Annotated in this window: 22 protein-coding genes; 21 read left to right on the top strand and 1 reads right to left on the bottom strand. The window is 43.0% G+C overall.

What is annotated here, in order from left to right; all coding sequences use genetic code 11:
• The first annotated feature begins 73 nt into the window (after window positions 1-73).
• From ACOQON_RS10540 to ACOQON_RS10525, 4 genes are read left to right on the top strand one after another with little or no spacing between them, the layout of a single operon-like run.
• Window positions 74-1,258, top strand: a complete 1,185-nt coding sequence (locus ACOQON_RS10540; RefSeq protein ID WP_420575402.1) for a TolC family protein — start codon at window positions 74-76, stop codon at window positions 1,256-1,258.
• Between the two features lie 19 nt (window positions 1,259-1,277).
• Window positions 1,278-1,550 (top strand): hypothetical protein, encoded by a 273-nt coding sequence (locus tag ACOQON_RS10535; RefSeq protein WP_420575401.1) that lies wholly within the window; start codon window positions 1,278-1,280, stop codon window positions 1,548-1,550.
• A 21-nt stretch (window positions 1,551-1,571) separates the two neighbouring features.
• Entirely contained in the window at window positions 1,572-3,080 is a 1,509-nt protein-coding gene (locus tag ACOQON_RS10530) for an efflux RND transporter periplasmic adaptor subunit (protein WP_420575400.1), read from the top strand.
• A gap of 12 nt (window positions 3,081-3,092) precedes the next feature.
• Window positions 3,093-6,176 carry an efflux RND transporter permease subunit gene (locus ACOQON_RS10525; RefSeq protein WP_420575399.1) on the top strand — a complete coding sequence of 1,028 codons (3,084 nt, stop codon included), beginning with the start codon at window positions 3,093-3,095 and terminating at the stop codon, window positions 6,174-6,176.
• Window positions 6,177-6,245: 69 nt separating this feature from the next.
• Here ACOQON_RS10525 and ACOQON_RS10520 read toward each other — a convergent pair whose 3' ends face one another.
• The gene (locus tag ACOQON_RS10520; protein WP_420575398.1) at window positions 6,246-6,908 is read right to left on the bottom strand and encodes a metal-dependent transcriptional regulator; all 663 of its coding nucleotides are present in this window, start codon (window positions 6,906-6,908) and stop codon (window positions 6,246-6,248) included.
• An 85-nt stretch (window positions 6,909-6,993) separates the two neighbouring features.
• Between ACOQON_RS10520 and ACOQON_RS10515 the strand changes: the two genes are divergently transcribed.
• From ACOQON_RS10515 to ACOQON_RS10435, 17 genes are all read left to right on the top strand, one after another.
• Window positions 6,994-8,187: a di-heme oxidoredictase family protein gene (locus ACOQON_RS10515; RefSeq protein ID WP_420575397.1), complete on the top strand. Its 1,194-nt coding sequence runs from the start codon at window positions 6,994-6,996 to the stop codon at window positions 8,185-8,187.
• A 2-nt stretch (window positions 8,188-8,189) separates the two neighbouring features.
• The gene (locus ACOQON_RS10510; protein ID WP_420575396.1) at window positions 8,190-8,621 is read left to right on the top strand and encodes a Rieske (2Fe-2S) protein; all 432 of its coding nucleotides are present in this window, start codon (window positions 8,190-8,192) and stop codon (window positions 8,619-8,621) included.
• On the top strand, window positions 8,618-9,850 hold the full coding sequence (locus ACOQON_RS10505) for a hypothetical protein (RefSeq protein ID WP_420575395.1): 1,233 nt from the start codon (window positions 8,618-8,620) through the stop codon (window positions 9,848-9,850). The genes ACOQON_RS10510 and ACOQON_RS10505 overlap by 4 nt, the downstream gene beginning before the upstream one ends.
• Window positions 9,851-9,853: 3 nt before the next feature.
• Window positions 9,854-10,255, top strand: a complete 402-nt coding sequence (locus tag ACOQON_RS10500) for a Fur family transcriptional regulator (protein ID WP_420575394.1) — start codon at window positions 9,854-9,856, stop codon at window positions 10,253-10,255.
• Window positions 10,237-10,608 carry a DUF6660 family protein gene (locus ACOQON_RS10495; protein ID WP_420575393.1) on the top strand — a complete coding sequence of 124 codons (372 nt, stop codon included), beginning with the start codon at window positions 10,237-10,239 and terminating at the stop codon, window positions 10,606-10,608. The genes ACOQON_RS10500 and ACOQON_RS10495 overlap by 19 nt, the downstream gene beginning before the upstream one ends.
• A gap of 184 nt (window positions 10,609-10,792) precedes the next feature.
• Window positions 10,793-15,193: a CusA/CzcA family heavy metal efflux RND transporter gene (locus tag ACOQON_RS10490; protein ID WP_420575392.1), complete on the top strand. Its 4,401-nt coding sequence runs from the start codon at window positions 10,793-10,795 to the stop codon at window positions 15,191-15,193.
• A gap of 36 nt (window positions 15,194-15,229) precedes the next feature.
• Window positions 15,230-16,423 carry an efflux RND transporter periplasmic adaptor subunit gene (locus ACOQON_RS10485; protein WP_420575391.1) on the top strand — a complete coding sequence of 398 codons (1,194 nt, stop codon included), beginning with the start codon at window positions 15,230-15,232 and terminating at the stop codon, window positions 16,421-16,423.
• A gap of 24 nt (window positions 16,424-16,447) precedes the next feature.
• Window positions 16,448-17,335: a cation diffusion facilitator family transporter gene (locus tag ACOQON_RS10480; protein ID WP_420575390.1), complete on the top strand. Its 888-nt coding sequence runs from the start codon at window positions 16,448-16,450 to the stop codon at window positions 17,333-17,335.
• A gap of 80 nt (window positions 17,336-17,415) precedes the next feature.
• Window positions 17,416-17,787, top strand: a complete 372-nt coding sequence (locus ACOQON_RS10475; RefSeq protein ID WP_420575389.1) for an ArsR/SmtB family transcription factor — start codon at window positions 17,416-17,418, stop codon at window positions 17,785-17,787.
• Window positions 17,784-18,419, top strand: a complete 636-nt coding sequence (gene merTP / locus ACOQON_RS10470; RefSeq protein WP_420575388.1) for a mercuric transport protein MerTP — start codon at window positions 17,784-17,786, stop codon at window positions 18,417-18,419. The genes ACOQON_RS10475 and merTP overlap by 4 nt, the downstream gene beginning before the upstream one ends.
• A 23-nt stretch (window positions 18,420-18,442) precedes the next feature.
• Window positions 18,443-18,775 carry a heavy-metal-associated domain-containing protein gene (locus ACOQON_RS10465; RefSeq protein ID WP_420575387.1) on the top strand — a complete coding sequence of 111 codons (333 nt, stop codon included), beginning with the start codon at window positions 18,443-18,445 and terminating at the stop codon, window positions 18,773-18,775.
• A complete protein-coding gene (locus ACOQON_RS10460) occupies window positions 18,775-18,996 on the top strand; it encodes a GDCCVxC domain-containing (seleno)protein (RefSeq protein ID WP_420575386.1) in 222 nt (73 codons plus the stop codon). The genes ACOQON_RS10465 and ACOQON_RS10460 overlap by 1 nt, the downstream gene beginning before the upstream one ends.
• The gene (locus ACOQON_RS10455; protein WP_350205646.1) at window positions 18,993-20,333 is read left to right on the top strand and encodes an NAD(P)/FAD-dependent oxidoreductase; all 1,341 of its coding nucleotides are present in this window, start codon (window positions 18,993-18,995) and stop codon (window positions 20,331-20,333) included. The genes ACOQON_RS10460 and ACOQON_RS10455 overlap by 4 nt, the downstream gene beginning before the upstream one ends.
• A gap of 77 nt (window positions 20,334-20,410) precedes the next feature.
• Window positions 20,411-20,782, top strand: coding sequence for a metal-sensitive transcriptional regulator (locus tag ACOQON_RS10450; protein ID WP_420575385.1), 372 nt, complete (start codon window positions 20,411-20,413; stop codon window positions 20,780-20,782).
• 83 nt (window positions 20,783-20,865) lie between these two features.
• A complete protein-coding gene (locus tag ACOQON_RS10445; protein WP_420575384.1) occupies window positions 20,866-21,135 on the top strand; it encodes a thioredoxin family protein in 270 nt (89 codons plus the stop codon).
• 87 nt (window positions 21,136-21,222) lie between these two features.
• Window positions 21,223-21,627 carry a hypothetical protein gene (locus tag ACOQON_RS10440; RefSeq protein WP_350219569.1) on the top strand — a complete coding sequence of 135 codons (405 nt, stop codon included), beginning with the start codon at window positions 21,223-21,225 and terminating at the stop codon, window positions 21,625-21,627.
• A gap of 9 nt (window positions 21,628-21,636) precedes the next feature.
• On the top strand, window positions 21,637-22,473 hold the full coding sequence (locus tag ACOQON_RS10435; RefSeq protein ID WP_420575383.1) for a hypothetical protein: 837 nt from the start codon (window positions 21,637-21,639) through the stop codon (window positions 22,471-22,473).

Genomic DNA, 22,473 nt, shown 5'->3' with positions numbered 1-22,473 from the left:
CAGGAAGAATCCCGCTTACTGAGCATATTAGGTTATGCTCTACACTATTTGATTAATTCTAAAATCAATTTTCATGTATAAAAAAATCGTGTTCGCTCTTTGCGGATGCTTCTTGTCCTTTGGCTTGATTGCCCAATCGTCTTCAATAGAAAGCATTCTCAGAGAAGTAGAACAAAACAACCAGGAGCTGAAAGCCCTCAGCCAATATGCTGAGAGTAGAGCTCTTGAACTGAAATCCGGAAATAATCTACCAGACCCTCAACTGGGAGCATACTATCTACCTTTTGGTGAGCATAGTGCGGGAGATTATACCGAGTACCAGGTGAGTCAGTCTTTTGAGTTCCCAACGGTCTATAGCACCCGAAGGAATCTCATTGACAAACAAACGGATCAGTTGCAACTTGACTATCAGGCCAGGAGACAGGAGATATTAGCGCAAGCCAAAGAATACTGCCTTAATCTGATCTACCTGAACAAACGCCTAACAACTGAAACACTTAGAGTGGAGCAGGCAAAAGAGGTGTTTGAGCAGGTGCAGGAGCTTTATGAAAAAGAACAGGTAGGTATCCTGGAATTGAATAAAGCGAAGGTGGCCTGGATGCAGGAGCAGTTCAAAATCCAGCAGATTGAAAGCTATCAGAGAAACACGATGCTACTCCTTAAGAATCTTAATGGAGGAGCGGAGATACGTTTTTCATCTGATGAATATGCTTTATCCCTGGATTTGATTGACAAGGAAAGTGTTTGGCAGGAAAAGCAAGTGCAAGATCCTGAGCTGGTAAAACTCAAGCAACAGGAGGCGATTGCTCAGCAGTCATTAAGGTTGGCTAAAAACAGGACGCTCCCAAATTTGACAGCTGGCTTCAACAGTCAGGGTTTTGCAGGTGAGCGGTTTTCCGGTGTGTATGCTGGCATTAGTATTCCATTATGGAGTAACCGAAACAAGGTGAAGGCTGCTCAATCTCAAGTTGACTTTCAACAGTCCATCAATACCTCATTGTCATTGCAAGCCTACTCGGCATTCGAAAAGCAATACAATGACTATGAGACTATGCTTTCCAAGTTTCAGGAGTATGAAGCAACCTTATCTGGCTTAAACAGCGATGACTTATTGCTTCAGGCCTATCAACTAGGTGAATTATCCTTCCTGGAATACTACATGGAGCTAAAGTTTTATCGCCAGGCATATGATACTATGCTGGACATGCAATACCAACTCTATGTATCGCAAACACAACTTTTAAAACATCAATTATAAAATCGTAAAACATCGAATTATGAAAATTTCAAATATCCTTATCGCATTTACTTTTGTTTTCGCCATTGCCTGTTCGGGTAAAAAATCTGAATCAGGTCATGGACATTCACATGAAACAGAATCAGAAGCGCATCCACACGCTGAATCGAGTGAAGATCACGGGCACAGCCATGATGAGGGTGATCACGACCATCAGGAGCAAGAAGAGTTTACTGTTGAAGGCGACTCCACCGAAGTAGTAGAAAAAGACACGCATTCCCATAAGGACGGTAGTTCTCATCATGATCATTAATCATTAAAAACAAAAGTTGATATGCGATATATAATAGTATTGTTTTCGTTGGTGGTGTTTTCCTGCCAACCTGTAGAGGAAGAAGGACATGCACATGCCCCGGATGGTAGCCACATTACTGAGAGTGATGAAGTGCCTTCGGTGGTCGCAACTATCTGGACAGATAAAACGGAGTTGTTTGTTGAATACCCGGCATTGATTATTGGAAATAACAGCCGTTTTGCAGCACACTTTACGGTGTTGAAAAAGTATCAGCCTGTTTTGGAAGGCAGTGTAACGGTGAGTTTGATAAAAGGTGGAAAGGGCATCCGACACAAGGTTGATGCACCTTCTTCACCTGGGATATTCACACCCTCACTGCAACCGAAAGAACCGGGAACCTATCAATTGATTTTTGAAATCAAGACGCCTGCGTTTTCGGATAAGATAGTAATGGATAATATTCCTGTGTATGCTTCTGAGGAAGAAGCAATTGCCCAGATGGGTAGTGAAGAAGAGGGTAATGCCATTACTTTTTTGAAAGAACAGGCTTGGAAAATGGAGTTTCAAACAGCTCCAGTTTTAAAGAAGCAAGTCTTTCAAACCATCCCCACTTCAGGTGTTTGGAAAGTAGCACCTTCGAATTATCAGACGCTTGTGGCTCCAGCCAATGGACGAGTGAGCTTTAGTTCTGGAATATTGACGGAAGGAAGCGCTGTAAAAAAAGGTCAGGTTTTGATGACTATTAGCAGTGCAGGACTGACATCCAATAATCTGAGTGCGGAGATCCAAAAGGCAAAAGCTGAATTCGAGCAAGCCAGGTCGGAATACGAACGGAAAAAGGAATTGTACAATTCCAAAATCGTTGCTAAAGCTGAGTTTGAGCAAGTAGAGCAGAAATACCAGGTGGCAAAAACCAACTATGAGACGTTGAGCAGTGGGTATAGTGCGGGAGGCAAACAAGTCACTACTCCAATGAATGGATACATCAAATCTATTCAGGCAGTAAACGGTGGATTTGCAAACCAGGGCGATGCGTTGGTGACTGTGACAAGCCATAAGAGTAGTTTGCTAGAAGTACGGGTTAGCCCGAAGTACAGTGCCGAGCTGCAGAACATTCAAAACCTATGGTACCAGCCCAAACCCGGAGCTTGGTCAAGTCTAAAGGACAGAGGTGGCAAAATCTTGTCTGTTGGTAAAGTGGTAGCGTCTGATCAACCATTGATTTCTGTTTTTGCTGAGGTGAATGAAGGCGTGGAAATGCCGGAAGGCAGCTACACGGAAGCTCAGCTTGCCGTTGGTTCTGCTGTTGAAAGTTTGACTGTTCCCGCTTCCTGCTTATTGGAAGATTATGGCAACTACTCGGTGATCGTACAGCTATCCGGAGAAAGTTTTGAACGCAGGAATGTGACGCTTGGTAAACGCAATGGTAGTGAGGTGGAGGTCATTAAGGGACTATCGTCGGGAGAGGTGGTTGTCACCAAAGGTGCCTATGCGGTGAAAATGGCTTCCATGTCAGGACAAGCGCCCGCTCATGGTCACGCCCATTAAACGGTTGATGATATGTTGAATAAAATATTATCGATTTCACTGCAAAACCGATTAATGGTGCTTTTGGGCGCTGTGGTGCTCAGTGTGGCGGGATTGTACATAGCCCGTAATATGAACGTGGATGTATTCCCAGATCTGACAGCTCCGACAGTGACCATTTTGACGGAAGCTCATGGAATGGAATCTGAGGAAGTAGAAAAGCTGGTGACCTACCAATTGGAAACGGCCATGAATGGCTCGCCCAATGTGCGTAGAATCCGCTCTTCATCTGCAGCAGGAATCTCCATTGTTTGGATAGAATTTGAATGGGGTACGGACATTTACCGGGCAAGACAAATTGTGAGTGAACGCATCCCGATGGTTCGGGAGAATTTGCCTTCTGGTGTTGGTACACCTACTATGGCTCCCATTTCATCCATCATGGGTGAGGTGATGCTTTTAGGTGTTCGTTCAGATAGTTTGTCTGCGATGGAACTGCGTACGCTGGCTGACTGGACCATTCGTCCAAGAATCAAATCCATTGGCGGAATTGCTAATGTAATTGTGATTGGAGGGGACTACAAGCAATATCAGGTATTGGCCAATCCGGAGAAGCTCAAATACTATGATGTGAGCCTTGGTGAACTACTGGAGAAAGTACAGGAAAGCAATGTGAATGCTCCCGGAGGCTTTTTGAATGAATACGGCAATCAGTATATCATTAAAGGAAGTGGACGAGCATATTCAGTAGAGCACCTCGAAGAAGCGGTTCTTAAGAATGTCAATGGACAATCCATCAAGATTAAGGATGTTGCAACCGTACAAATTGGTGCAGCGGACAAGATCGGTGACGGTTCGCTGAATGCGGATCCCGCTGTGATTTTGACCATTTCTAAACAGCCGGATGTCAACACATTGGAATTGACCGAAAGGCTCGATGAAGCGATCGCTGATTTGAACAACACATTACCGGAAAGCGTGGAAATCAAAAGCCACATTTTTCGCCAGTCAAATTTCATTGAGGCATCCATTAACAATCTGAATCAGACGTTACTGGAAGGAGCTTTTTTCGTGATGATCGTGCTATTCATCTTTTTGATGAATTGGAGAACTACGGTTATTTCTTTGCTCGCCATTCCAATCTCGTTGTTGGTATCCATCATTGTTCTTAAAATGCTGGGATATACCATCAATACGATGAGTTTGGGAGGTATGGCTATAGCCATTGGTGCGTTGGTAGATGATGCGATCATTGATGTGGAAAATGTTTTCAAGCGATTGCGTGAGAATATTCGAAAACCAAAAGCAGAGCAACAGCCTGTGCTTACGGTGGTGAAAGACGCCTCGGTGGAGATTCGTAGCTCCATCATTATTGCTACGCTCATCATCATCGTATCGTTTGTGCCGCTATTCTTCCTGAGTGGGATGGAAGGACGATTGTTGCAGCCACTTGGCATAGCATTCATTACTTCGGTATTGACTTCCCTGATTGTGGCAGTTACGGTTACTCCGGTGTTGTGTTCGTACCTATTGAAAAGTGAGAAGGTACTTACCAGGCAAGCTGAGGGAACAAAAGTGGAACGCTTCCTTCGCGCTCGTTATGTGGGTGTATTAGAACGGACACTGAAGTTTCCAAAAACAGTAATTGGCTTGACAGTAGGAGCATTCATTGTCAGTTTGATATTGCTGACGCAATTGGGACGTAGCTTCCTGCCCGAGTTCAATGAAGGTTCCTTAGTGATAAGTGCAGTTGGAGTACCAGGTATGTCGCTGGAAGAAAGCAACAAGAACGGAAAGCTGATTGAACAATTACTGTTGGAAATGCCTGAAGTGGAGGTGGTAACCCGTAGAACCGGACGAGCTGAGCTGGACGAACATGCTCAGGGCGTAAATGCTGCGGAGATTGATGTGCCTTTTACGCTGGATGGAAAATCAAAGGAGCAATTCTTTGAGGAAGTACGAACGAAGCTAAGTGTGGTTCCGGGAATAAATATCACCTTGGGACAACCTATCGCTCACCGAATTGATCACATGCTTTCTGGTACTCGAGCAAACATTGCCATCAAGATTTTTGGCGATGATTTGCAGCGTTTATTTGAGTTGGGTAAAAGTGTAGAAACCAATATCAATTCCATTGATGGAATTGCCGATGTGGCAGTAGATCAGCAGATCGAAGTGCCACAAATTCGCATTACACCCAAACGACAAATGCTGTCTGCTTATGGTATGACGGTTGGTGATTTGATGGAGCAGGTGGATATTGCCTTTGCTGGAGAAAAGGCAGGTGAAATCTATGAAGGGCAGAAGTATTTTGACCTTATCGTCCGTTTTAAAAAGGAGTCACGGAGCAGTATGGAATCCATACAAGCCGCTTTAGTCACCTTACCAAACGGAGGACAAATCGCGTTGGATCAACTGGCAGATGTGAAATCTGTGAGTTCTCCCAATACTATTTCACGAGAGAATGTAAAGCGTAAGATTGTAGTAGCTGCCAATGTGCAGGGACGTGATTTGCGTGGAGTGGTCAATGAAATTCAACAGATTGTTGATACCAATATTGATATACCTGAAGGCTATCGGGTAGAGTATGGAGGTCAGTTTGAAAGTGAAGCGAAAGCCTCTCAATTATTGCTCATTACTGCAGTGGTGGCTATTCTCATCATCTTCCTATTGCTCTATTATGAGTTTCAGGATGTGAAACTTTCATTCATTGTCTTGATCAATTTGCCTTTGGCTTTGATTGGTGGGATTTTGATTGTGTATTTCACTTCCGGTATCATCAGCATTGCGGCTACCATTGGCTTTATCAGCTTATTTGGTATTGCTACTCGAAACGGGATTTTGCTTGTCTCCCGCTATGAGGATTTGAGGAAAGAAGGATTGCATGGGTTTGAGTTGCTCAAAACTGGGGCCTTAGACAGGTTAAATCCAATTCTGATGACAGCCTTTACCACGGGTCTTGCCTTGATTCCACTAGCACTGAAAGGTGGCGAGCCAGGAAATGAAATTCAAAGCCCTATGGCGGTGGTGATTCTTGGCGGATTACTGTCAGCTACTTTGCTCAATCTCATTGTGATCCCGTGTGTGTATGAGTTGGTTAGTTCAAGGAAGGATTGACCAGAAAAATGATAGTCAGGCCGATTTGGCCTGACTATTTCAAATATGCATTAGATTCAAATTATATCTTTATAGATTTTCCGAAACATACACATTCTCCGCAACCTTTTGAGAAACCATTCGAGTTTCTCCTTCGATTTCAACATCCAAAGATCCATCAAACTCGTGATGTGATTTGATAAGGATTTTACTATTGATGACAAGTCCCAATTGTGTAATGTGTTGAAGGAATGCAGGAGAATCGTTCTTTACTCCAACAACTTTTAGTTGCTTGCCAACTGATTCATTTTCTAAGGTAGTTTTGTGCATTCCCCTAATCTTGCCAGTGGCATCCGGGATAGGGTCACCATGTGGATCATATTCAGGGAAACCCAAAAGCTTATCCAGTTGATCTACTAGTTTTTTGGACTTAATGTGTTCCAGTTGCTCGGCTACCTCATGGATTTCATCCCAGGTAAATTCCATTTTCTCAACTAAAAATGTTTCCCACAATCGGTGCTTCCTTATGACAGAGAAAGCAATTGTTTCGCCCTCTTTCAGCAGTGATATTGCACCGTATTTTTTATAATCAATGAATCCCTTTTCTTTCAGCTTCTTTAGCATACTACTCACCGTAGCAGGAGATATTCCAAGATGACTCGCAAGTTCATTGGTACCAAGCTCCTTCCCGTTTCGATTCAGGTTTAGGCTGTAGATGGCTTTCAGATAATTCTCCTCTGTGATAGTGATCATGTTTCAAAAGTAAGTATCGCATGTCTTATTTAAAAGTTTGATATGTCTAACTTTAATTAATAGATTTGTATAAAATTATTTTGAGATGAATAAAATAATAATATACCTGAGCATTGTCACTTTTGTGTTGGCTATTTCATGTGAGGAAATAATACCAGCTGCTCCTGCTGAAAATGAGCTGCTGGATGGCCCTACGGAAGGCTTATCCCATGCTGAACAAAGACAATTTTTGAATGGAGATATTGCTTTTAATGACGAGGTGTTTTCAGTGGAAAATGGACTTGGACCAGGCTTTGTTGCCACGTCCTGTGGAAGCTGTCATGCAGGAGATGGCAAAGGTCATCCTTTTACCACGCTCACTAGATTTGGTCAATCACTGCCAAACACATTGCCGGATCTATCTATTGGAGGTCCTCAACTCCAAAACCGAGCAATACCAGGGTTTGAACCTGAAAAACTACCAGATGGTATTCCATTCATGAAGTTTACTCCACCGGCTGTCACTGGGTTAGGATTCCTTGCAGCACTTTCAGATCAACAGATTCTGCAGAATGTGGATTCTCTTGATGAAGATGGTGATGGTATCTCCGGAAAACCAAATTACATAACACCACCAGACTATTTTGAACAGAAAACAATTCATCAACCTGTCAATGGTAAAATTATAGGGCGTTTTGGGAAGAAAGCTGCAGCTATTGATTTGCTTCAACAGACCGTAGGTGCCTACAATCAGGATATGGGAATTACTTCAACTTTTGAGCCCATTGATCCTTACAGCCAGCTTTCTACCGACCCGGAAGTTACGGATCAAACGATTCGTGATGTGGTCTTTTATCTCAGAACATTAAAGGCTCCTATTCCTAGATCAGAAGAAAACACAGTAGTACTACGAGGGAAGTCAATATTTACCCAAATTCAGTGCGCCTCATGTCATATCCCTGAATGGACAACCCCAGAGTCTGATATCGAAGCATTATCGAATAGGACATTCTACCCATACACGGATTTGTTGCTACATGATATGGGCCCAGGTCTGGATGATGGTGCCACCGAAGGATCTGCTGAAACATACGAATGGCGGACTCCACCATTATGGGGCTTGGGGCTTTCCCCCAATTCGCAAGGTGGATCATTCTTCTTAATGCATGATGGACGAGCTAGAAGTATTGAAGAAGCTATCCTGCTTCATGGCGGAGAAGCCGACAACAGTAAAAATCAATTTGTCTCTCTTTCTGAAGATGATGAAGAGGCACTCATTAAGTTTCTCAAATCCCTTTAGATATGGATCGCAGAGAATTTGTCAGGAAATGCGGAATGGGCTGCCTTGGGATAGCGGCGACAGGTTTACTCCTTGAAGGATGTGCTGGAACCCGCTACATTTCCGGCAACATAGATGGCTCCTATCTGAGTCTGCCTGAAGCAGCTTTTTTGAAAGAGGAAAACAACTATTTAAAGTATGTAGTGGTACAGAATGATGCATTGCAATATCCCGTAGTTGTTTTCCGCTTCTATGCCAATGAATACAAAGCATTGCTCATGAAATGCACACACCAAGGCACGGAACTTCAGGTATTTGGAGACCGCCTACAGTGTCCTGCTCATGGAAGTGAGTTTACTCAAGACGGGAGTGTTCAAAATGGCCCGGCTGATACATCGCTTAGAAGTTTCCCAATTATAAAAGAAAATAAAACACTTAAAATCGATTTATCATGAGGAAGTATGGTTGGATCCTTATAACAATAACATCTCTGCTTTCGATAGATGTAAAGGCTCAAATCGACAGTACGTTACTCAAGCGTACACCAGTTGATACGGCACAAAACCAGCTTAATATGGATGCTGTTTACAACAGACCTTTTCTGCAGGTTGGTAAGTTGCCGGTATCAGTAGGTGGATATATTGAGGCAGATTATGGATACATTGGTGAAGATGGTGTGACAGATGGACATAGCTTCAGAGTCCCGCGAATGACGCTTTTTGTTGCTTCTTCAATACACAGAAAAATCAAGTTTCTTTCTGAAATAGAATTTGAGGAAGGTGGAGAAGAGGTAGCCATAGAATTTGCGGCACTTGACATCAGTATGCATCCTCTTTTGAATCTACGTGGCGGAATCGTGATGAATCCAATCGGAGCATTCAATCAAAATCATGACGGACCTAAATGGGAGTTTGTGGATCGCCCAATAGCTGCAACGGATATGCTGCCAGCAACCTGGAGTAATGTTGGCTTTGGACTTTATGGTAAATATTACATGAAAGAATGGGCATTTGGATATGAAGCCTACCTGACCAATGGATTCAATGATGCCATTATCAATAACGGAGAGAATCGCACCTTTTTACCCGCATCTAAAGAAAACAAAGAGCGGTTCGAAGAATCCTCTAACGGAGAGCCATTGCTGACAGGAAAAATAGCCGTAAGACATAACAAGGTTGGTGAAATTGGCCTTTCATATATGGGAGGTATTTACAACACCTATGAAGAAGACGGTTTGATATTGGATGTTAAAAGGAGACTGAACGTATATGCTATTGATTTTAATACGACAATTCCTGTAACCAAGACCTTTATTGTCGGTGAATGGGCGTGGATAAATATCGATGTGCCTGGTACTTTTTCTCAGCAATTTGGGGATCAACAAAAAGGAGGTTTTGTAGACTTTGTTCAGCCGATTCTTACCGGGGATTTGTTTGGCTTCAATAACGCTTCTTTCAATGTTGCTATGCGTTTGGAATATGTTGATTGGAATGACGGGACATTTCGTGAAACAGGAGGAAATATAGGAGATGAAATTTGGGCAGTTGTTCCGGCGATAAGTTTTCGCCCCACCGCCCAGACAGTGATTCGATTAAACTATCGATTCATGGAACAAACCGATATTCTGGGCAATCCACCTGCTAAGATCTCAGGTATCCAGTTTGGCGTTTCTTCGTATTTTTAGTCAATGCTCGAACAAAAACTTGAAAATAGAGACATCAAACCAACAGCCATGCGGCTGTTGGTACTCAGAAAGCTTGTAGAATCAGGAGCCGCCATAAGTCTCAGTGACCTGGAAACAAAATTTGAACGGGCAGATAAAGCCACACTCTACAGGACCCTCAAAACCTTTGAAGATAAGAAGCTCATCCATAGCATTGATGATGGAACCGGTGCGGTGAAATATGCGCTCTGTGAAGAAGGTTGTGAATGCGAGCCACAGGATCAACATATTCACTTTCATTGCGTGGGGTGTGGTGAAACGTATTGCCTAACCCAGTCAAAAATCCCTCAAACAAACATTCCAACAGGTTTCAAGGCAGCCAGTGCCAGCATGGTTTACAAAGGCACATGCGCGAACTGCTCCTAAAACAATGCAAACAGGTTGCACTCCTTTTTCGTTATTGTTGCATAGTGAAATCTTTCGCATTCATATTATCACTGTTTCTGCTAGGGCTATCAGTAGCGCGGTGCGCGGATGAAACCACAGCGGATAGCATCGGGGTTTCCTACCAAGAATCCGGGTCTGATCATGACCACAATGAATCCGAAGATTTGTGTTCTCCTTTATGTGTTTGCCATTGCTGCCATTCACACCTTGTCGTTCAGCAAATTTTTATAAGTGAGTTAGGCATCCTTACATTTCCTCTCCAGAGAAGCACCTACTCAGACCCTATAACCTCAGGGTTTATTGGCACACTACTACAGCCACCACAGGTTTAATATTAATCATTTGTTCAAAGTTGTGAAACTAGCGTTTTGCCTCTCTATTTTGATCATTCGCGATTAGCGTTTCTCAAAATTAGGGTTGAGCATCATGCTCATTTCATAAGGACAAATCCGTCCAATCGATCGGACTCCACGATCGAAACAGAATCATTTTAACTGATACTAAATCATATCATACATGATCAATAAAATCATATCGTTCTCGATAAAGAACAAATTCATTGTGGGCTTACTCACACTTGCACTCATAGGTGTGGGGATCTATTCCATGTCCACGGTCAATCTGGGTTCCGTCCCGGATATCACCAATAACCAGGTACAGGTGATGACGGTTTCACCTAATCTGGCAACTGAGGATATCGAGCAGTTCGTTACCTATCCGGTGGAACTGGCCATGGGTAACCTTCCGGGTGTAGATGAGATTCGCTCCATTTCTCGGTTTGGACTATCGGTGGTGACCATCGTTTTTGAAGATGACATGGGCACCTACCTACCACGGCAGTTGGTGCAGGAAAAGCTCAACGTATTGCAAGAGACCATACCCAAGAAATTCGGCAGCCCGACTATGGGACCTATTTCCACAGGTTTGGGTCAGATTTACGAATACACCATCCAACCTCAGGAGGGTTTTGAAACAAAATACTCACCAACAGACCTGCGAACCATCCAGGACTGGATTGTAAAACGACAGCTCACACTACTGGATGGAGTAGTTGAAGTCAACTCCTTTGGAGGCTACATCAAGCAGTATGAGGTAGCCATCAATCCCGACAAGTTGAACGCCATGGATGTGAGTATTTCACAGGTGTATGAGGCATTGGCGAGAAATAATGTCAATACCGGAGGGGCTTATATTGAGAAGAATAGAATGTCCAACTTCATAAGAGGAGAAGGATTGATTCGGTCATTGGATGACATTCGAAAGATTGTGGTCAAAACCGAAAATGGCATTCCCGTAACGATTGGTGATGTCGCTTCTAAAGTCCATTTTGGACACCAGGTACGCTATGGTGCATTCACGCAGGATGGTGAAGAAGCTGTTGGGGGTATCATTATGATGCTCAAAGGTTCCAACCCGAATGCGGTCATACAGAATGTGAAAGAACGAATGGTGGAAGTTGAGAAATCGCTTCCTGAAGGATTGGAAATCAATACCATCATAGACAGAAGTGATCTTATTTCCAGAACGACGAGTACAGTGCAAACCAATCTGATCGAAGGAGCACTCATCGTCATATTTGCGCTCGTTATCCTACTTGGAAGCTTACGAGGCGGTCTCGTCACGGCCACAACCATTCCACTTTCATTGCTTTTTGCATTCATTCTGATGAAGCAATTCAATGTGTGGGCTAACCTGATGAGCTTAGGAGCCATTGACTTTGGAATCATCATCGATGGAGCGGTGATCATCATTGAAGGCACGGTCTATGAAATCCAGAAAAGAATCAGAGCTGGCAAGGTGGGTTTCAATCAGAAAGTAATGGATGAGGTGGCTTATGAGTCCGGAAGCACCATGATGGGTTCCGCCTTTTTTGGTCAGATTATCATTCTAATCGTTTTCGCTCCTATTCTGTTTCTCACAGGTGTTGAAGGCAAGATGTTCCAACCAATGGCCTACACCTTTGGTTTTGCAATGATTGGAGCAATTGTACTTTGCCTGACTTACGTACCCATGATGTCAGCGCTCCTTATGAAGCCTGTTCAGAACAAAAAGAATTGGTTCGGTCGCTTTGAAAGATCATTGGAAAAGGTCAGTGATAAACTCATTGGAGGACTTCAACGAGTTTACCTTCCTGTTTTAAAAAGCGCTTTGCGATTTAAGGCCATAGTGATCATGGTAGCCATTTTACTCCTGGCAATCGCTGGTTTTACGTTTTCCCGAATGGGCGGAGAATTCGTCCCTCAGTTAGATGAAGGTGACATTGCGATGCAAGCATTGATCAGGCCGGGGAGTTCGCTAACAGAGTCTAAAGAAGTCTCGATTAAAATTGAAAAGCTGCTACTTGAAAATTTCCCGGAGATCAAAACGGTCACAGCCAGAATCGGGGTTGCGGATATTCCGACAGATCCCATGCCAATGGACATTGCGGATATGTACCTCATTCTGGAAAAGGACAAAGACAAGTGGGTCTCCGCAGCGACCAAAGACGAGCTAATTGATCAAATCAAGGACAAACTCAATGAACACCTGGTAGGTGTTAATCTCGTATTCACACAGCCTGTAGAGCTACGCTTCAATGAGTTACTCGAGGGAGTGCGAGAAGATATTGCAGTAAAACTATACGGTGAAGATTTGGAGGTTTTGGCTACCAAAGTTCAAGAGATGGCGGATATCATATCAACTGTGCCGGGCGCAGGAGATGTCAATGCAGAACGCACCTCCGGGCTTCCTCAGATGACTGTGAGGTACAACCGAAATAAGGTTGCCCAGTATGGACTGGATATTCAAAAATTGAACGAGTATGTCAGCTCCGCTTTTGCTGGTGGAGTTGCCGGGGTGGTCTTTGAAGGTGAGAAGCGATTTGATTTGGTCATTCGCTTTGACAATGCACATCGTCAAAGTATCGATGACTTGAGAACCCTATATATCGATCTACCGGACGGCACAAAGGTTCCCATCAAAGAAGTAGCTGATATAAGCTATGTGCCAGGGCCGATGCAGATCTCTAGAGACAACACCTACCGCAGAACGTATGTTGGAGTAAATACCCGAGGCAGGGATGTGGAGTCTGTAGTGAAAGACATTCAGCAAAAATTAGATGCTGAGCTTGACTTACCGGCTGGTTATTACATCACCTACGGTGGAGAGTTTGAAAACCTGGAGCGAGCAAAGAGCCGATTGTCCATTGTCGTCCCAATAGCTCTTTTCCTCATTTTCGTTTTACTCTACTTCGCTTTGGGCTCATTCACTCAATCCATCATGATTTATATCGCCATTCCGCTTGCGGCCATTGGAGGTGTGTTTGCCCTATGGGTCAGAGACATGCCATTTAGTATTTCGGCAGGTGTAGGATTCATTGTACTGTTTGGCGTGGCGGTCCTCAATGGTCTTGTATTGATCAACCGATTCAATTCATTGAAAGAAGAAGGAGTGACGAGTATTAGAGAAAGAATTCTAACAGGAACAAAAGAACGAATCAGACCTATTATGCTTACAGCAACTACAGACATTTTTGGATTTCTGCCGATGGCATTTTCAGCATCTGCAGGTGCAGAAGTTCAACGGCCATTGGCTACCGTGGTAATTGGAGGAATGCTGACAGCCACGTTGCTGACACTTGTAGTTCTTCCGGTGCTCTACACATTTGTAGAGGGAAGAGGGGAGCGAAGATTAAAAGCACCAAACGCCAATGTGATCATCGCTTTGATCGTTTTCGGAGGTCTCTTTGCAATGCCTGCTTTTGCAGATGCTCAAGAGACCAGGAATGACAACCTTCCAACCATCAAGCTTGAGGAAGCCAGAAAAAGGGCGATCGAAAACTATCCTAGAATTCAGTCAGCACGATTGGAAATTGAAAGTCAGGAGGCGCTGAAGAAAACGGCCTGGGATTTTGGAAACACACAGGTATTCACAGGAAAAGAGGAAGTTGGCAATGGCTCAGAAGGTGTTCATACGCAGATTGGTATTCAGCAACAGCAGATTGACATTTTTGGTATTGCGCCCAAGATGAATCTGCAAAAAGAGCGGGTTGCACTAGCTGAATCCTCTTTAGACCTCACGGTTATTGAGCTGGAGCGTGAAGTGAGCAAGGCCTGGGCAAAGGTCTATGCCACTAAAAACACCTACTTGGTCTATGAGCAGCTTGACTCCATTTTCACAGATATTGAGCGGGCAGCAAAGATCAGATTGGAAACAGAGGAAACATCCAGACTGGAATACCTGGCCACCTCCAATCAGGCCAGTCAGGTTCAGATACAGAAAGAACAAGCCTATCGAGATTATCTGAGCGCACTACAACAACTCAACGTATGGTTTGTCAGCGATTCGCTTTTTACGGTTTCTGACATACCGGCAAATGATCTGGATCAGCCACTTGTCTACACATCTGATTCACTCGGAAGGCATCCGCTATTAGATGTGTCTCAGCAAGAATTAGGAGTTGCCGATGCTTTGGTCAAAGAAAAGCGATCGCAATTTTTTCCACAGCTACAGGGTCAGTATGGCCGACAGGAAATTGCCGGACAGTCCGGGTTCTATCAATATCAAATTGGCATTCGAATTCCGCTCCTGTTTGGACCGGAACTCGGTAGAACACAGGCAGCAAAAATTCAACGGGATATAGCGAATCAGAACTTACTCCAAACGCAATTGGAGCTGAATGCAGCATATCTAAATGCAAGGGAGCAGTATCTGAAATGGGAAAATTCCTGGAATTATTACCAGAATACGGCTCTACCTCTTGCAGCGGAACAACGCTCAGGAGCTATCACGGCTTACCGGGAAGGAGCCATTGATTATGTATCCTTTTTGCAAAACATCCGGGATGCAATAAGAATGGAAGTGGATGCGTGGAAGGCTTTTGGCAATTACCTGGATAGCCGCTATCAATTGGAGTATTTCCTAAAAAAATCAAACTAAAATCTACGGATCAATGATCCCTGAAAATAAATACACATGAAAAATCAAATCATATACATCTTGACACTAGCGGTGCTGGTTGCAGCATTTACAGGTTGCGGTAGTAAAAGCACTAACCCGAACAGTGATGAAAAAGCAGAAGAAGGACATGCTGAAGAATCAGTAGATGCTGTTCACTTGTCACAGCTGAAATTCAACAGCCTGGAATTTAAAATTGACACGCTTCCATTAAGAGCTCTTTCCGGAGTAGTAGAAGCCAATGGTCAATTGGAAGTTCCGCCTCAACATGAAGCAACTGTCACTGCAATACTTGGTGCAAACATCACTTCCATCAAGGTCATTGAAGGTGATAAAGTGCGGAAAGGACAGGTCTTAGCATACCTCTCTCATCCAAACTTGTCACAGCTTCAAACCAACTATATCAAAGCGTATAGTCGCTTCCAGTATTTGGAAAAGGAAATGCAGCGACAAAAGCGATTGTATGAAGAAGAAGTTGGATCAGGAAAGGCTTATCAGGAAACAGTAGCTGAATATCAGGGAATGAAAGGTGAAGTGAAAGGGTATGAAGTACAGCTAAGACAGCTCAGCTTGAATGTCTCAAAAGTTAAGACTGGAGAGATATATCAGAACGTTCCCGTTGTAAGTCCGATTGGAGGATACATTGAGAAGGTAAAAGTTCAGATTGGCCAGTTTGTAGATCCTCAATCAGAGATGTTCATGATTGTCAACACAGAGCATATTCATGCTGACCTGATGGTGTTTGAAAAAGATGTCTCTAAAGTGAAAGAAGGTCAGATGGTTTCCTTTACTGTAGAATCAGTTCCTGAAAAAAGGCTGGAAGCAGAAATCTATTCGGTAGGTAAGAAGTTTGAGCAAAATCCAAAAGCGGTTCACGTCCATGCGGAGATAAAGAATAAGGAGGACTTTCTTATCCCCGGGATGTACATCAATGGTAAAATCCACACCACAGGCAGGAAGGTATTTGCACTTCCCTCGGAAGCCATTATTGAAGAAGAAGGGAAGCCTTACATTTTTATAGCACAGCCACCGGAGGGAGATGAAAGCGAATGGAAGTTTACGCCCATTGAAATCCACACAGGCATTACCGATGAAGGATGGGTAGAGATCAAGTTGCTGGAAGAGTTACCCGAAGGAGCTAAAGTTGCCTGGAATAATGCGTATTATCTTATTTCGGAAATGAAAAAAGGAGAGACGGAACATGAGCATTGAGTTAAAAAAAACAGAAGTTTAATCATGGGACATAATCACGATCATTCTCATAATCATTCGGAAGGCAATGTAAAAGTTGCCTTCTTTCTCAACTTGAGTTTCACCATCATTGAAGTCATTGGTGGGCTTTATACCAATAGTTTAGCTATCCTTTCAGACGCGCTACATGATCTGGGAGATAGCCTCAGTTTGGGACTCTCATGGTACTTTCAAAAGCTCTCCAAGAAAGGAAGAACAAAGAAGTTTTCTTATGGATATAAACGGTTTTCTCTGTTGGGTGCTATCATCAATTCTATCGTTTTAGTTGCCGGATCCATATTCATACTCACGAAAGCAATTCCGGAACTTTTCAATCCAGGAGAAACCAATGTTCAAGGGATGCTCTATCTCGCTATTTTGGGAATAGTGGTCAATGGAGCTGCTGTTTTGAAACTCCGAAAAGGTGAATCTCTGAATGAAAAGGTTGTTTCATTACATCTATTGGAAGATGTCTTGGGATGGGTAGCTGTCCTTATCGGTAGCATCATCATGATGTACACAGATGCCCCATTTATAGATCCGCTACTCTCCGTTCTAATTTCCCTTTTTGTGCTGTACAATGTCTATAAGAACCTACGTAAAAGCATGTTGGTAATCCTGCAGGGTATACCCGAGGATGTTTCTCTGGAGGATATCAAAGAGAAACTGAAAGACATTTCGGAAATCACAGATGTGCATGACAATCACGTTTGGTCTATGGATGGGGAATACAATATCCTCACAATACACCTTCAATTGGACAAAGACTACAAACTTTCTGAGCAGGCCAAACTCAAAGAGAAAGTGAGGTCTAAACTCAAAGATGAATCCATTAATCACATCACGATAGAGTTTGAAGCTCAGGATGAGAAATGTGAGTTGGAGGATTGTTAATACCAATATTTTAGCATTCTCTTAAATACTGAACCTTTCTCGGCATCTTTACGTTTTAGTAATTGCTAAAACATTAAAAGATGAGCAAGACCTGTATAAGAGTATTGGCGGATCCCGTCCAAATTAAGGAATGCAAGGAATCACTGAATCAAATTGATGATCAGCTTGATCAAGCAACTCAGATATTCAATCTTTCAGGAAACCCAATAAGGTTGAAAATTCTCTTTCTATTGCACAAAGAAGGAGAAATGTGTCCGTGTGACCTGAGCGATATACTGGATATATCTGTAGGTGGTGTTTCACAGCATTTGCGCAAGCTAAAGGACGGGAAGCTTGTCAGAGACAAGAAAGTAGGCCAAACGGTCTTCTATTCTCTGGTAAAAGAGAATATACAAGTGATCAAGCCCGTCTTAAAAAGCTTATTTGATAATTATAAAGAACCAGTATCATGAGCAACTCAAATCAAACAAATACATCCCCCAAAAGTGTTGGGGCAGGTTTGTTGGTGGCCATAACAGCGTCACTTTGTTGTATAACTCCTGTTTTTGCCACGTTGGCAGGGATTGGAGGCATTGCTTCGTCTTTTTCGTGGATGGAGCCTTTTAGACCTTATTTAATAGGCCTCACCATTTTGGTATTAGGGTTTGCCTGGTATCAAAAATTACGACCCAGAACCCAGGAAGAAATTGAGTGTGCTTGCGAAGAGGATGAAAAACCTTCCTTTTGGCAGTCTAAGAAGTTTCTAGGAATAGTTACCGTCTTTGCTGTATTGATGCTTGCTTTCCCATCCTATTCCGGCATTTTTTTCCCTGACAACAGCAAAGGGGATAAAGTTATCGTGGTGAAAGAAAATGATATTTTGAATGCAGAGCTAAGTATCAAAGGAATGACCTGCACAGGATGCGAGCACAGCGTGAATGCTGCGCTTAATAATAGTGAAGGTGTTCTCGAAGCTTCTTCATCCTACGAAAGTGGCATTGCAACGGTAAAGTTTGATCAAACAAAAGTATCAGTTGATCAATTGGCAACTAATGTTGAGGAAGCTACTGGCTATAAAGTGACTGATAAAAAAGTCATTGACTGAAAAAATTTTAAACAAAAAAGAAAATGAAAACCATCATTCTAAGTCTAACATTTGTCTTCTTGCTTGCAGGAAATGGAATGGCACAATCTGCCAATTCCCCAACAACCGAGTCCACACAGAAAAGTGAGACAGTTAAACTGAAAGTCACCGGTCTCACTTGTGCCGGCTGTGCCAGTCATCTGTATAAAGTCTTGAAAGAAACTAAAGGTGTTGTAGACAATTCGGTGGAATATCCCGGTGATATTGCAGTGATTGACTATGATCCTGAAAAGACCCAGCCTGAGCAGCTTATTGCAGCTATTGAAGAAAAGACCAGCTATAAAGCTGAATTACTAAAACCTAACAACGACGAATAATGGAAAAAGAAATCGTTTTACAATCCACTATTACCTGTCCCAATTGTGGCCACCAAAAAGAAGAAACCATGTCTACAGATGCATGCCAGTACTTCTATGAGTGTGAAAACTGCAAACAAGTCTTAAAGTCAAAAGACGGGGATTGCTGTGTGTATTGCTCGTATGGAACTGTGGCATGTCCTCCTATTCAGGAAGGTGGAAAAAGTAGCTGTTGTTCATGAAATACGATGTAATAGTAATCGGGTCAGGCATGGCGGGAATGACCATTGCCAAAAAATGTGCTAAGAAAGGATTGAAGACTGCTGTTACAGACTCCAGACCTTATGGTGGAACCTGCGCACTACGCGGTTGTGATCCAAAGAAGATTCTGGTTGGTGCAGCTGAAATCATTGACCGGGCCAATAACATGAAGGGGATCGGCATTCAAGGAGATGTCTCTATTAACTGGCAAGACTTGATGGCTTACAAAAACGACTTTGTTGCCAAAATGCCGAAAGGTGTGGAGAAAGGTTATGAAAAAGCGGGTGTAGACATGTATCACGGAGCAGCCAGCTTTGAATCGGAAAACACTGTCCGCATTGGAGACAACCTATTGGAAGCAGATAAAATTGTAATTGCTACAGGTGCTCGACCTGTAATCCTGAATATACCTGGAGGTGGCTTACCCATAGACAGCACAGATTTTCTAAACTTGGAAGAGCTTCCTAAGGAAATTACTTTTATAGGAGGTGGATATATAGCGATGGAGTTTGCTCATCTGGCTGCCAGAGCAGGAAGTAAAGTAACCATAATTCACAGAGGTAAAACGCCTTTAGAAAACTTTGAAGCTGATATCGTGAAGCATTTGGTAAATGCCACTGAAGAATTGGGAATTGAGCTTCACCTTGAGTCTGATGTTATCGCAGTAGAAAAAACCGATAACAGGTTTACAGTAAAGGCAGCATCAAAAAATGGTGAAAAAACTATTCAAACGGACTTAGTTGTCAATGCTGCCGGTAGAGTGCCTGAGTTGGATGGCATGAACCTTGAAAAGGCTAATATTTCTTACAGCAAAAAAGGAATACAGGTAAACGAATTCCTTCAAAGCAAAACCAATCCATTAGTCTACGCAGCAGGAGATGCTGCTGAAAGTAATGGACTAAACCTCACACCTGTTGCTGTTATGGAAGGGCATGCCGTAGCAGCCAATATTATTCGTGGTAATTCCAAAACACCCGACTACACCGAAATGCCGAGTGCGGTATTCACCTTACCAACTTTGGCATCTGTAGGGATGACGGAAAAGCAGGCAAAAGAATCAGGTTTAGAATATCGGGTAAAAGATGGGTCAGCATCAAACTGGTACAATGCCAAACGGATCAATGAATCAACTTATGCGTATAAAGTCCTTTCAGACAATGAGGGGTACATTTTAGGAGCACACATTATTGGTCCTCATGCGGAAGAAATGATTAACCTTTTTGCAATGGCTATTCGTGGAAAGCTTACGGTTTCTGACATACGGAACATGGTTTATGCATATCCATCGATGGGATCTGATATTGGGTCGATGGTGTAACTGAAATTAGAAAAACCAAGCAATTTGTTGTTTACCACCCCGGAAGGAAACGTACCTTTAGTAAAACGCGAAGTATTATGATACCCAAAGACCTAACAAAGGATATAAAAACACGATTGCAAAGCATAAAAGGCCAAATGGATGGTTTGATAAAAATGCTGGATGAAGGGAAAGATCCGGAAAGAATCCTCATACAGTTCAAAGCTGCAAAGAGTGGCTTAGATAAAGCGCACTACCTTTTATTGGATGAAACATTTAGAAAATCTCTGGCCATTAAGATATCAGAAACTTCAAGTGCCTGTCCTGGAAATTGTGGTAATGAAGAACAAATAGAGATGCTGCGACAACAATTTCCTGCCATTGAAGTGGACGACCTCACCGAAAAAATGAAAGAAATTTCGCGACTAAAAAAGCACCTGGATCGATTCAATGAGGTGGATAAAAAATAATTTCTAAACTTTTTCTTGGAGACCACCCCATAGCACCTCGTACGTTTGTTTCAGCTTTTATTTAAACCCAAAAAAGAATAATAATGAAACGAAATGTAGAAGTATTTACTGCCAATTGCCTGGTATGTGATCCCGTGGTATCTATGGTCAGGGAACTGGCATGTAATGATTGTGAGATCACCATTTATGATTTGGTGAAGCAGTGTGAAGACAAGACCTGTCTGAGCAAACTGGAAGAATATGGGATCAAAAAAGTACCTGCTATTGCTGTGAATGGCAAACTTTTATCGTGCTGTGAAAATCAGGGGATTTCTAAAGAAGAGCTGATTAAAGCGGGTATAGGACAAGGGTAAAAACAAGTAAGGCACGGCTTACCTTATTTATTTTCCCTTGATTCTGTGCTGGTAAGGGAATTCATCAATGTAGTGACAATTAAAATAATGGGAGTCTTAAAATCACTAAAGCAGGATTTCGTCAGCATCGCATCCTTGTTTACATCAGTATCCACCTTACTGTGCTGCGCCCTTCCGTCATTACTCGTGGCGGTGGGTATGGGAGCGGTAGTGGCCGGAATGGTTTCGGACTTTCCGGCATTGATCTGGTTGAGTAAATACAAGGAATGGACTTTTCTGACGGCAGGTATTTTGATCGGGTTCAACTTTTGGCTGTTTTATGGCCGCAAAAGAGACCAGGTCTGTGAAATAGACGAATATGGCAATGAGACACCATGTGATACAGCCGCCCGGTGGAGTAAAATTATCCTATGGATATCCTTTGGCTTATACCTTCTCGGACTATTCTCAGCTTACCTGCTACTACCAATTCAACAATTTTTAGGACTTTAAAATAATACGATGAAAAGAACAGCCTTTTTAATATTACTAACTGTTACAGCCATTTCTAAGGTCAGGGCTCAGGGACACGGGCCCCTTTATGGTTTACAAACCCCCACCTTGGCAAAAGGAGGATTTGACTTTAATGCAGCAGCTATGAGCCTGGCTACCGAAGATGATCAATCCTTTATGCTTAGGTACATCTGGTCGTATGGCGTGACGGAAGATCTGCAAATTAATATCACGACATCCACCATGGTCAACAGATTGTCTGAAGCACCCAGAACAAGAAGTAACAGCAACATGCCGGCAAATGGCGACATAGAAGCATCTGTATGGTACCGTTTCTTCTCCAATGCATTTGGGGTTGGCAAACGCTTTGAATCCACGGCTATTTTAAGTGTTTCGACACCTACCGAAGAAACCAGGAGTGGTATCAATGTAAGCAACTCCATTCATGGAGCAATCTCTACCGGTTATGCTTCACGTACCTGGTATGCCTGGGTTGGCGGTGGTTATCAATATTATTTTGAGGAAGGCAATGATCAATTAGGCGACCTGCCTTACGCAAGTCTTGTAGTCGGTTATCGGCCAAACATTTTTATGGGTGATTATCCAAAGCCGGACTGGAGGGTATTTGTGGAATCGCTGGCGGAGTTCCCCGGAGCTAATACCAGTGAAGGTCAGCTTACCCCCGTTGATCAAAGAGGGGAAAAAGTTATGCTTGGACCTTCGTTCCTGGGGCTTTATGGAGCCTGGGGTATATCCTTTGGAGCATTGTTTCCGGTCTATCAGGATGTAACACAAGGCCCAAAAGAGGAATACAGGCTTTCAATGAACATTAGTTATTGGTTATAA

Source organism: Ekhidna sp. (assembly GCF_965221965.1).
Taxonomy (GTDB): domain Bacteria; phylum Bacteroidota; class Bacteroidia; order Cytophagales; family Cyclobacteriaceae; genus Ekhidna.
This window is presented reverse-complemented; position numbering and strand designations above follow the sequence as displayed.

Bases quoted from the DNA above. Each gene is read 5' to 3' on its own strand.
- ACOQON_RS10485 (WP_420575391.1), top strand. From the start codon at position 15,230: ATGAAAAATCAAATCATATACATCTTGACACTAGCGGTGCTGGTTGCA.
- ACOQON_RS10535 (WP_420575401.1), top strand. From the start codon at position 1,278: ATGAAAATTTCAAATATCCTTATCGCATTTACTTTTGTTTTCGCCATT.
- ACOQON_RS10520 (WP_420575398.1), bottom strand. From the start codon at position 6,908: ATGATCACTATCACAGAGGAGAATTATCTGAAAGCCATCTACAGCCTA.
- ACOQON_RS10440 (WP_350219569.1), top strand. From the start codon at position 21,223: ATGGGAGTCTTAAAATCACTAAAGCAGGATTTCGTCAGCATCGCATCC.
- ACOQON_RS10455 (WP_350205646.1), top strand. From the start codon at position 18,993: ATGAAATACGATGTAATAGTAATCGGGTCAGGCATGGCGGGAATGACC.
- ACOQON_RS10510 (WP_420575396.1), top strand. From the start codon at position 8,190: ATGGATCGCAGAGAATTTGTCAGGAAATGCGGAATGGGCTGCCTTGGG.
- ACOQON_RS10460 (WP_420575386.1), top strand. From the start codon at position 18,775: ATGGAAAAAGAAATCGTTTTACAATCCACTATTACCTGTCCCAATTGT.
- ACOQON_RS10540 (WP_420575402.1), top strand. From the start codon at position 74: ATGTATAAAAAAATCGTGTTCGCTCTTTGCGGATGCTTCTTGTCCTTT.
- ACOQON_RS10530 (WP_420575400.1), top strand. From the start codon at position 1,572: ATGCGATATATAATAGTATTGTTTTCGTTGGTGGTGTTTTCCTGCCAA.
- ACOQON_RS10490 (WP_420575392.1), top strand. From the start codon at position 10,793: ATGATCAATAAAATCATATCGTTCTCGATAAAGAACAAATTCATTGTG.
- ACOQON_RS10525 (WP_420575399.1), top strand. From the start codon at position 3,093: ATGTTGAATAAAATATTATCGATTTCACTGCAAAACCGATTAATGGTG.
- ACOQON_RS10450 (WP_420575385.1), top strand. From the start codon at position 20,411: ATGATACCCAAAGACCTAACAAAGGATATAAAAACACGATTGCAAAGC.
- ACOQON_RS10465 (WP_420575387.1), top strand. From the start codon at position 18,443: ATGAAAACCATCATTCTAAGTCTAACATTTGTCTTCTTGCTTGCAGGA.
- ACOQON_RS10480 (WP_420575390.1), top strand. From the start codon at position 16,448: ATGGGACATAATCACGATCATTCTCATAATCATTCGGAAGGCAATGTA.
- ACOQON_RS10505 (WP_420575395.1), top strand. From the start codon at position 8,618: ATGAGGAAGTATGGTTGGATCCTTATAACAATAACATCTCTGCTTTCG.
- ACOQON_RS10435 (WP_420575383.1), top strand. From the start codon at position 21,637: ATGAAAAGAACAGCCTTTTTAATATTACTAACTGTTACAGCCATTTCT.
- ACOQON_RS10500 (WP_420575394.1), top strand. From the start codon at position 9,854: ATGCTCGAACAAAAACTTGAAAATAGAGACATCAAACCAACAGCCATG.
- merTP (WP_420575388.1), top strand. From the start codon at position 17,784: ATGAGCAACTCAAATCAAACAAATACATCCCCCAAAAGTGTTGGGGCA.
- ACOQON_RS10495 (WP_420575393.1), top strand. From the start codon at position 10,237: ATGCGCGAACTGCTCCTAAAACAATGCAAACAGGTTGCACTCCTTTTT.
- ACOQON_RS10445 (WP_420575384.1), top strand. From the start codon at position 20,866: ATGAAACGAAATGTAGAAGTATTTACTGCCAATTGCCTGGTATGTGAT.
- ACOQON_RS10475 (WP_420575389.1), top strand. From the start codon at position 17,416: ATGAGCAAGACCTGTATAAGAGTATTGGCGGATCCCGTCCAAATTAAG.
- ACOQON_RS10515 (WP_420575397.1), top strand. From the start codon at position 6,994: ATGAATAAAATAATAATATACCTGAGCATTGTCACTTTTGTGTTGGCT.